This is a genomic window from Proteus sp. G2618, from assembly GCF_009915995.1.
GTDB lineage: Bacteria > Pseudomonadota > Gammaproteobacteria > Enterobacterales > Enterobacteriaceae > Proteus > Proteus terrae.
The window spans coordinates 23229-32532 of record NZ_JAABNI010000007.1 but is presented as its reverse complement, the minus strand read 5'-3'; the positions used below and the strand labels follow the sequence as shown (position 1 = coordinate 32532).

Annotated in this window: 8 protein-coding genes; all 8 read left to right on the top strand. The window is 43.5% G+C overall.

From position 1 onward, the window contains the following. The coding region (gene tuf / locus GWJ01_RS03500; protein WP_161710710.1) for an elongation factor Tu at positions 1-1104 on the top strand (1104 nt) is incomplete at its 5' end. Between the two features lie 272 nt (positions 1105-1376). Then, positions 1377-1754 (top strand): preprotein translocase subunit SecE, encoded by a 378-nt coding sequence (gene secE, locus GWJ01_RS03495; protein WP_006534701.1) that lies wholly within the window; start codon positions 1377-1379, stop codon positions 1752-1754. A 7-nt stretch (positions 1755-1761) separates the two neighbouring features. Beyond that, positions 1762-2307, top strand: a complete 546-nt coding sequence (gene nusG, locus GWJ01_RS03490) for a transcription termination/antitermination protein NusG (protein ID WP_004246900.1) — start codon at positions 1762-1764, stop codon at positions 2305-2307. 146 nt (positions 2308-2453) lie between these two features. Next, positions 2454-2882, top strand: a complete 429-nt coding sequence (gene rplK, locus GWJ01_RS03485) for a 50S ribosomal protein L11 (RefSeq protein WP_109395546.1) — start codon at positions 2454-2456, stop codon at positions 2880-2882. Positions 2883-2886: 4 nt separating this feature from the next. Next, positions 2887-3588, top strand: coding sequence for a 50S ribosomal protein L1 (gene rplA / locus GWJ01_RS03480; RefSeq protein WP_098941727.1), 702 nt, complete (start codon positions 2887-2889; stop codon positions 3586-3588). A 326-nt stretch (positions 3589-3914) separates the two neighbouring features. Then, positions 3915-4412 carry a 50S ribosomal protein L10 gene (rplJ, locus tag GWJ01_RS03475; protein WP_006534706.1) on the top strand — a complete coding sequence of 166 codons (498 nt, stop codon included), beginning with the start codon at positions 3915-3917 and terminating at the stop codon, positions 4410-4412. A 63-nt stretch (positions 4413-4475) separates the two neighbouring features. Then, entirely contained in the window at positions 4476-4841 is a 366-nt protein-coding gene (gene rplL / locus GWJ01_RS03470) for a 50S ribosomal protein L7/L12 (RefSeq protein WP_023583093.1), read from the top strand. Between the two features lie 351 nt (positions 4842-5192). Continuing rightward, complete coding sequence (gene rpoB, locus GWJ01_RS03465) at positions 5193-9221, top strand: DNA-directed RNA polymerase subunit beta (RefSeq protein ID WP_109395545.1); 4029 nt, start codon at positions 5193-5195, stop codon at positions 9219-9221. Positions 9222-9304: the final 83 nt, after the last annotated feature.

Sequence of the window (9304 nt, the reverse complement as noted above, 5' to 3'; positions counted from 1 at the left end):
CTGACTGCTGCAATCACTACAGTTTTAGCTAAAACTTACGGTGGTGCTGCTCGTGCATTCGATCAAATCGATAACGCACCAGAAGAAAAAGCTCGTGGTATCACCATCTCTACTTCACACGTAGAATATGACACTCCAACTCGTCACTACGCACACGTAGACTGCCCAGGTCACGCCGACTATGTTAAAAACATGATCACTGGTGCTGCGCAAATGGACGGAGCTATCCTGGTTGTTGCTGCGACTGATGGTCCAATGCCACAAACTCGTGAGCACATCCTGTTAGGTCGTCAGGTTGGTGTTCCTTACATCATCGTATTCCTGAACAAATGTGACATGGTAGATGATGAAGAGTTACTGGAATTAGTAGAAATGGAAGTTCGTGAACTTCTGTCTCAGTACGATTTCCCAGGTGATGACACTCCAGTAATCCGTGGTTCAGCGCTGAAAGCACTGGAAGGCGAAGCTGAGTGGGAAGCAAAAATTGTTGAATTAGCAGAAGCACTGGATTCATACATCCCAGAACCAGAGCGTGCAATTGACAAACCATTCCTGTTACCAATCGAAGACGTATTCTCAATCTCAGGCCGTGGTACAGTAGTAACTGGTCGTGTTGAGCGTGGCGTAATCAAAGTTGGTGAAGAAGTTGAAATCGTTGGTATCAAACCAACTGTTAAAACAACTTGTACTGGCGTTGAAATGTTCCGTAAATTACTTGACGAAGGTCGTGCAGGTGAGAACGTTGGTGTTCTTCTGCGTGGTACTAAACGTGAAGAAATCGAACGTGGACAAGTACTGGCAAAACCAGGTTCAATCAAGCCACACACTAAATTCGAATCAGAAGTTTATATTCTGAGCAAAGATGAAGGTGGTCGTCACACTCCATTCTTCAAAGGCTACCGTCCACAGTTCTACTTCCGTACAACTGACGTAACTGGTACTATCGAATTACCAGAAGGCGTAGAAATGGTAATGCCAGGTGACAACATCAACATGATCGTTGAACTGATTCACCCAATCGCGATGGACGACGGTTTACGTTTCGCTATCCGTGAAGGTGGCCGTACAGTAGGTGCGGGCGTTGTTGCTAAAGTATTAGGTTAATTACTCGCGTAATTTCCTAGAGAAGGGCATCAATTGATGCCCTTTTTATGCGTTGTTTGAAAAAGAACCTATCTCATCACTAGTTTGTTGTAAATTATTGGTGAGATAGGCTCTGATACAACGAATCGAGTCCAGTATCTTGCAGATACGAATGTCATAGAGATATGACACTGTGTCAGATGCAATCATAGTTGATTTTATGGTTAGTCTGATTTGTTTTGCTCTTGCGAGGCAAGCTGGCTATTTATTTACATCATATGACAGGTTAATTTATGAGTGCGAATAGCGGAGCTCAAGATAGCAAACGCGGTGGTGATATCGCTAAGTGGATCATTACCGTTTTATTGCTGGCAGTAGCGGTGGGTGGCAACTATCTTTACCGTGAATTTAACCTAGCGTTACGAGCTTTAGCTGTTGTTGCTTTGTTCGTAGCAGCGGGTGGGTTCGCGTTGTGGACAACACAAGGTAAAGCAACATTAGCATTTGCTCGCGAAGCGCGCATTGAAATGCGTAAAGTAGTATGGCCAACACGTCAAGAAACATTGCAGACAACCCTGATTGTTGCTGCGGTGACGGCTATTGTGTCATTAGTTCTTTGGGGACTGGATGGCATTCTGGTTCGTTTTGTTTCCTTTATTACTGGCCTGTGAGGTGTTCATGACTGATTCTCCAAAAAAACGCTGGTATGTCATTCAGGCTTTTTCAGGCTTTGAAGGCCGTGTAGCACAGTCTCTGCGTGAACATATCAAATTAAACGAAATGGAAGACTCATTCGGCGAAGTTATGGTTCCAACCGAAGAAGTGGTTGAGATCCGTAGCGGTCAGCGTCGCAAAAGTGAGCGTAAATTTTTCCCAGGCTATGTTCTTGTCCAAATGGTCATGAACGATGCAACTTGGCACTTAGTACGTAATGTACCTCGTGTTATGGGATTCATTGGCGGAACGTCTGACAGACCTGCACCAATTAGCGATAAAGAAGTTGATGCGATTATGAATCGCCTACAACAAGTTGGTGATAAACCGCGTCCTAAAACACTGTTTGAACCAGGTGAAATGGTTCGTGTTAGCGACGGTCCATTCGCTGACTTTAACGGTGTTGTTGAAGAAGTTGATTACGAAAAAAGCCGCTTAAAAGTCTCTGTATCAATCTTTGGTCGTGCAACACCAGTTGAATTAGACTTTAGTCAGGTTGAAAAAGGTTAAACCTTTTTACGTTGCTTTCTTGCAAAAGGTGGAAAAGTTATCTACAATTTTCCACCTTTCGTTTTGAGTTGTTTTGTCATAAGACAGAACAAAGTAAAATCGGGGAGCCCTAGCCGGGCGATATACCCACATTGAGGAATTAATTAATGGCTAAGAAAGTCCAAGCCTATATCAAACTGCAGGTTTCTGCAGGTATGGCTAATCCAAGTCCACCAGTTGGTCCAGCTCTGGGTCAACAAGGTGTTAACATCATGGAATTCTGTAAAGCATTCAACGCTAAAACTGAAAGCGTAGAAAAAGGTTTACCAATTCCTGTTGTTATTACAGTTTACGCTGACCGTTCTTTCACTTTCGTTACCAAAACTCCTCCAGCAGCAGTTCTGCTGAAGAAAGCTGCGGGCGTGAAATCAGGTTCTGGCAAACCGAACAAAGATAAAGTAGGTAAAATTACTTCTGCTCAAGTTCGTGAAATCGCAGAAACTAAAGCTGCGGACCTGACTGGTGCTGACGTTGAAGCTATGATGCGTTCAATCGAAGGTACTGCTCGTTCCATGGGCCTGGTAGTGGAGGATTAATCTGATGGCTAAACTAACCAAGCGCATGCGCAATATCCGTGAAAAAGTTGAAGTAACTAAACAGTACGAAATTGCTGAAGCAGTTGCTTTACTGAAAGAACTGGCTACTGCTAAATTCGTTGAAAGCGTTGACGTTGCTGTTAACCTTGGCATCGATGCACGTAAATCAGATCAAAACGTTCGTGGTGCAACTGTACTTCCACACGGTACTGGCCGTTCAGTTCGCGTTGCTGTATTCGCACAAGGTGCAAATGCAGAAGCTGCTAAAGAAGCAGGCGCTGAATTAGTCGGTATGGACGACTTAGCTGCTAAAGTTAAAGCTGGCGAAATGGACTTCGACGTTGTTATCGCATCTCCAGATGCAATGCGCGTTGTAGGTCAATTAGGTCAAATCCTTGGCCCACGTGGCTTAATGCCAAACCCGAAAGTGGGTACTGTAACTCCTAACGTTGCTGAAGCAGTTAAAAATGCTAAAGCTGGTCAGGTTCGTTACCGTAACGACAAAAATGGTATTATCCATACCACTATCGGTAAAGTTGATTTCAACGAAACTCAGTTGAAAGAAAACTTAGAAGCTCTGCTGGTTGCTCTGAAAAAAGCAAAACCATCAGCAGCGAAAGGCGTTTATATCAAGAAAGTAAGCCTGTCTACCACTATGGGTGCAGGTGTTGCGATTGATCAAGCTAGCTTAAGCGCGACAGTTTAATCTTAGATTAGACTAAAGTCATAAAAGACTTTACCTTGGCGTCAAATTTGTATAGAATTTGACGCCTTGAGTTTAGCTATGTTGCATTTTATTTAAGTCTACATAACTAAATTCTCTGAATTTCGGTTGGAGTCTGGCCTATCCAGACCCCGTCCAAGACCGCAGGTGTAAGTAATTACTTAATTTTCCTGCGTAGACGGTGAGAGAGCCAATAAAGAATTATATATTCTGGATTCTACTCACCGTGTTTTAGCGCTTATACCATTGTGGTAATAAGTGATGTGAGTCCCGAGTTTTTACTCGGTTAATCCAGGAGCAAGAAGCTAATGGCACTAAATCTTCAAGACAAACAAGCGATTGTTGCTGAAGTCAGCGAAGTTGCCAAAGGTGCGCTTTCTGCAGTTGTTGCGGATTCCCGTGGCGTTACTGTAGCTAAAATGACCGAACTGCGTAAAGCATGTCGTGAAGCTGGCGTTACTGTACGTGTAGTACGTAACACTCTTCTGCGTCGTGCTGTTGAAGGTACTTCTTATGAAGTCCTGAAAGATGCATTTGTTGGTCCAACCTTGATTGCATTTTCTGCTGAACATCCGGGCGCTGCAGCTCGTCTGTTCAAAGATTTCGCGAAAGCGAACCCAGCATTCGAGATTAAAGCGGCTGCCTTTGAAGGTGAGTTTATCCCAGGTTCGAACATCGATCGTCTGGCTACACTCCCAACTTACGATGAAGCAATCGCACGCCTGATGGCAACCATGAAAGAAGCCTCTGCAGGCAAATTGGTTCGCACTCTGGCTGCTCTGCGCGATCAGAAAGAAGCTGCTTAATAGCCAATTTCTTCGTTGCTTTATTTACGTATAAACTTTTTCTGAATTTTAGGAACACTTGTTATGTCTATTTCTAAAGACGATATCTTAAACGCAGTTGCTGAAATGTCTGTAATGGACGTTGTTGAACTGATCTCTATGATGGAAGAAAAATTCGGTGTATCTGCTGCTGCAGCTGTTGCTGTTGCTGCGGGTCCAGCAGAAGCTGCTGAAGAGAAAACTGAATTTGACGTTATCCTGAAAGCTATCGGCGGTAACAAAGTAGCAGTAATCAAAGCAGTACGTGGCGCTACCGGTCTTGGCCTGAAAGAAGCTAAAGACTTAGTAGAATCTGCACCAGCAGCTCTGAAAGAAGGCGTAAGCAAAGATGATGCTGAAGCTCTGAAGAAAGCTCTGGAAGAAGCAGGCGCTGAGGTTGAAGTTAAATAATTTAACTTCCCAGAGTGCAGCCTAACGGCTGATGGCTGGTGATTTTTTGGTCACCAGCCTTTTTGCGCTGTAAGGTAAGAGTCACTTTTTCACACTTTTTTGGTGTCTCATTACTTTAATATTTTTTGCTATTGACGACTTAATATACTGTGTTAATCACTACGATCCACGTTCTCGAAAGCTCGGTAGTGAGCTCAACACAATGAAATGATTTAAGAGTAATAGCAATGAATATTCGGAAAATAGTTGTTTTCCTACCTACAAAAAAACAGTGTTAGCAGAATGTCGAGCCATCCTTAAAAAGTTAAGGACAGGCAGAGTGGGTCACTTTTCAGCGAGCTGAGGAACCCTATGGTTTACTCCTATACCGAGAAAAAACGTATTCGTAAGGATTTTGGTAAACGTCCACAAGTTCTGGATGTTCCCTATCTCCTTTCTATCCAACTTGACTCGTTCCAGAAGTTCATCGAGCAAGATCCTGATGGTCAAAACGGTCTGGAAGCCGCTTTCCGTTCCGTATTTCCTATCCAAAGCTACAGTGGTAATGCTGAATTACAATATGTCAGCTACCGCTTAGGCGAGCCTGTTTTTGATGTTAAAGAATGTCAGATCCGCGGTGTAACTTACTCAGCACCTCTGCGTGTAAAACTGCGTCTGGTCATTTATGAACGTGAAGCCCCAGAAGGCACCGTTAAAGACATCAAAGAACAAGAAGTCTATATGGGTGAAATCCCATTAATGACCGATAATGGTACTTTTGTTATCAATGGTACTGAGCGTGTTATCGTTTCCCAGTTACACCGTAGCCCTGGTGTGTTCTTTGATAGTGACAAAGGTAAAACACACTCTTCAGGTAAGGTACTGTATAACGCACGTATTATCCCTTATCGTGGCTCATGGTTAGACTTCGAATTCGACCCTAAAGATAACCTTTTTGTCCGTATTGACCGTCGCCGTAAATTACCTGCGACTATCATTTTACGCGCAATGAACTACAGCACTGAAGACATCTTAGGATTATTCTTCGAAAAAACATTGTTTGAAATCAGCAACAACAAGCTGATGATGACATTAGTGCCTGAACGTCTGCGTGGTGAAACTGCTTCATTTGATATTGAAGCAAACGGCAAAGTGTATGTCGAAAAAGGCCGTCGTATTACCGCTCGCCATATTCGTCAATTAGAAAAAGAGCAAGTTGACCGCATTGAAGTACCTGTTGAATACATTGCAGGTAAAGTGGTTGCTCGTGACTATATTGATGAAGCGACAGGTGAACTGATTTGTGCCGCTAACATGGAAATCTCTTTAGATGTGTTAGCTCGCTTAAGTCAAGCTGGTCATAAAACGATTGAAACTCTGTTTACCAATGATTTAGATCATGGTGCTTATATTTCAGAAACTGTTCGCGTCGATCCTACAAACGATCGTTTAAGCGCGTTAGTTGAAATCTATCGCATGATGCGTCCTGGTGAACCACCTACACGCGAAGCTGCAGAAAACTTATTTGAGAATTTATTCTTCTCTGAAGATCGTTATGATCTTTCTGCTGTGGGTCGTATGAAGTTCAACCGTTCGTTAAGCCGTGACGAAGTTGAAGGTTCTGGCATCCTGAGCCAAGAAGATATCATTGACGTAATGAAAAAACTGATTGATATCCGTAATGGTAAAGGTGAAGTGGATGATATTGACCACTTAGGTAACCGTCGTATTCGTTCTGTTGGCGAAATGGCTGAAAACCAATTCCGTGTTGGTCTGGTGCGTGTTGAACGTGCAGTTAAAGAACGTCTGTCTTTAGGCGATCTTGATGCATTAATGCCACAAGATATGATCAACGCAAAACCGATTTCTGCTGCTGTCAAAGAATTCTTTGGCTCTAGCCAGTTATCACAGTTTATGGATCAGAATAACCCGCTATCAGAAATTACGCACAAACGTCGTATTTCTGCATTAGGCCCAGGTGGTTTGACCCGTGAACGTGCAGGCTTCGAAGTTCGAGACGTACACCCAACTCACTACGGTCGTGTGTGCCCAATCGAAACGCCTGAAGGTCCAAATATCGGTCTTATCAACTCATTATCTGTTTATGCACAGACTAACGAGTACGGTTTCCTAGAAACGCCTTACCGTGTTGTTGAAAACAACGCTGTAACAGATGAAATTCACTATCTGTCTGCAATCGAAGAAGGTAACTTCATCATTGCTCAGGCTAACTCCGTATTAGACGATGACAATCATTTTGTTGAAGAATTAGTTACTTGCCGTCATAAAGGTGAGTCAAGCTTATTTAGTCGTGACCAAGTTCAGTACATGGACGTTTCAACTCAACAGGTTGTTTCTGTCGGTGCTTCACTGATCCCATTCCTTGAACACGATGACGCCAACCGTGCATTGATGGGTGCGAACATGCAACGTCAGGCTGTTCCTACACTTCGTGGTGATAAACCACTAGTAGGTACAGGTATGGAACGTGCAGTAGCGGTTGACTCCGGTGTTACTGCGGTTGCTAAACGTGGTGGTGTTGTTCAGTATGTTGATGCTTCTCGTATCGTTATCAAAGTTAACGAAGAAGAGACTTACGCTGGTGAAGCGGGCATCGATATCTACAGCTTGACTAAATACACTCGTTCTAACCAGAACACATGTATTAACCAAACTCCTTGCGTATCTTTAGGTGAACCTGTTGATCGTGGTGACGTGTTAGCTGATGGTCCTTCAACAGACCTTGGTGAGCTAGCATTAGGTCAAAACATGCGCGTGGCATTTATGCCATGGAATGGTTATAACTACGAGGACTCCATCCTTGTATCTGAGCGTGTCGTTCAAGAAGACCGTTTCACTACTATCCATATTCAAGAACTCGCTTGTGTCTCTCGTGATACTAAGTTAGGGCCTGAAGAGATCACTGCTGATATCCCGAACGTCGGTGAAGCAGCGTTATCTAAACTGGATGAATCAGGTATCGTTTATATCGGTGCTGAAGTGAAAGGCGGTGACATTCTGGTTGGTAAAGTAACGCCTAAAGGTGAAACTCAACTGACTCCAGAAGAGAAACTGCTACGTGCTATCTTCGGTGAAAAAGCGTCTGATGTTAAAGATTCTTCTCTACGTGTTCCTAATGGTGTGTCTGGTACAGTTATCGACGTACAAGTATTCACCCGCGATGGCGTAGAAAAAGATAAACGTGCATTAGAAATCGAAGAATCACAGTTACGTGAAGTTAAGAAAGACTTAACTGAAGAACTGCGTATTTTTGAAGCTGGTCTATTCGCTCGTATCCGTGGTGTTCTGATTGCTGGCGGTATTGAAGCTGAGAAATTAGACAAATTACCTCGTGAACGTTGGTTAGAGCTGGGTATTGCGGATGAAGAGAAGCAAAACCAGTTAGAACAATTAGCTGAACAGTATGATGAACTGAAAGCTGAGTTCGCGAAGAAACTGGAAGCTAAACGTCGTAAAATCACTCAAGGTGATGATTTAGCACCTGGTGTGCTGAAAATCGTTAAGGTTTACCTGGCTGTTAAACGTCAGATCCAACCTGGTGATAAGATGGCGGGTCGTCATGGTAACAAGGGTGTTATCTCTAAGATTAACCCAATTGAAGACATGCCATACGATGAAAACGGTAATCCAGTAGACCTCGTACTGAACCCACTAGGTGTACCATCACGTATGAACATCGGTCAGATCCTTGAAACTCACTTGGGTATGGCTGCTAAAGGTATCGGTGATAAGATCAACGCGATGCTGAAACAGCAACAAGAAGTTGCTAAGTTACGTGAATTTATCCAGAAAGCTTACGATCTGGGTATGGCACCTCGTCAGAAAGTTGATCTGGACACCTTCAGCGATGAAGAAGTGTTACGTCTGGCTGAAAACCTGAAAAAAGGTATGCCAACCGCAACACCAGTGTTCGATGGTGCAGAAGAAATGGAAATTAAAGAGATGCTGAAATTAGCTGATCTTCCAACTTCTGGGCAGATTACACTTTTCGATGGTCGTACAGGTGAGCAATTTGAGCGTCCAGTAACTGTTGGTTACATGTACATGCTGAAACTGAACCACTTAGTTGATGACAAGATGCACGCCCGTTCTACCGGTTCGTACAGCTTGGTTACTCAGCAACCTCTTGGTGGTAAAGCACAGTTTGGTGGACAGCGTTTCGGGGAGATGGAAGTGTGGGCACTGGAAGCATACGGTGCAGCATATACTCTTCAAGAAATGCTTACTGTTAAGTCGGATGACGTTAACGGTCGTACCAAAATGTACAAAAACATCGTTGATGGTAACCATCAGATGGAACCAGGTATGCCAGAGTCGTTCAACGTATTGTTGAAAGAGATCCGTTCACTGGGTATCAACATCGAATTGGAAGACGAATAACGTATTCCATATAGACAGACTGCTAAAAATGGCAGTCTGTCAAACAGTGACTACACTGGTTTAAAGGGGTGAATGACAGGGGT

Bases quoted from the DNA above. Each gene is read 5' to 3' on its own strand.
- secE (WP_006534701.1), top strand. From the start codon at position 1,377: ATGAGTGCGAATAGCGGAGCTCAAGATAGCAAACGCGGTGGTGATATC.
- nusG (WP_004246900.1), top strand. From the start codon at position 1,762: ATGACTGATTCTCCAAAAAAACGCTGGTATGTCATTCAGGCTTTTTCA.
- rplK (WP_109395546.1), top strand. From the start codon at position 2,454: ATGGCTAAGAAAGTCCAAGCCTATATCAAACTGCAGGTTTCTGCAGGT.
- rplA (WP_098941727.1), top strand. From the start codon at position 2,887: ATGGCTAAACTAACCAAGCGCATGCGCAATATCCGTGAAAAAGTTGAA.
- rplJ (WP_006534706.1), top strand. From the start codon at position 3,915: ATGGCACTAAATCTTCAAGACAAACAAGCGATTGTTGCTGAAGTCAGC.
- rplL (WP_023583093.1), top strand. From the start codon at position 4,476: ATGTCTATTTCTAAAGACGATATCTTAAACGCAGTTGCTGAAATGTCT.
- rpoB (WP_109395545.1), top strand. From the start codon at position 5,193: ATGGTTTACTCCTATACCGAGAAAAAACGTATTCGTAAGGATTTTGGT.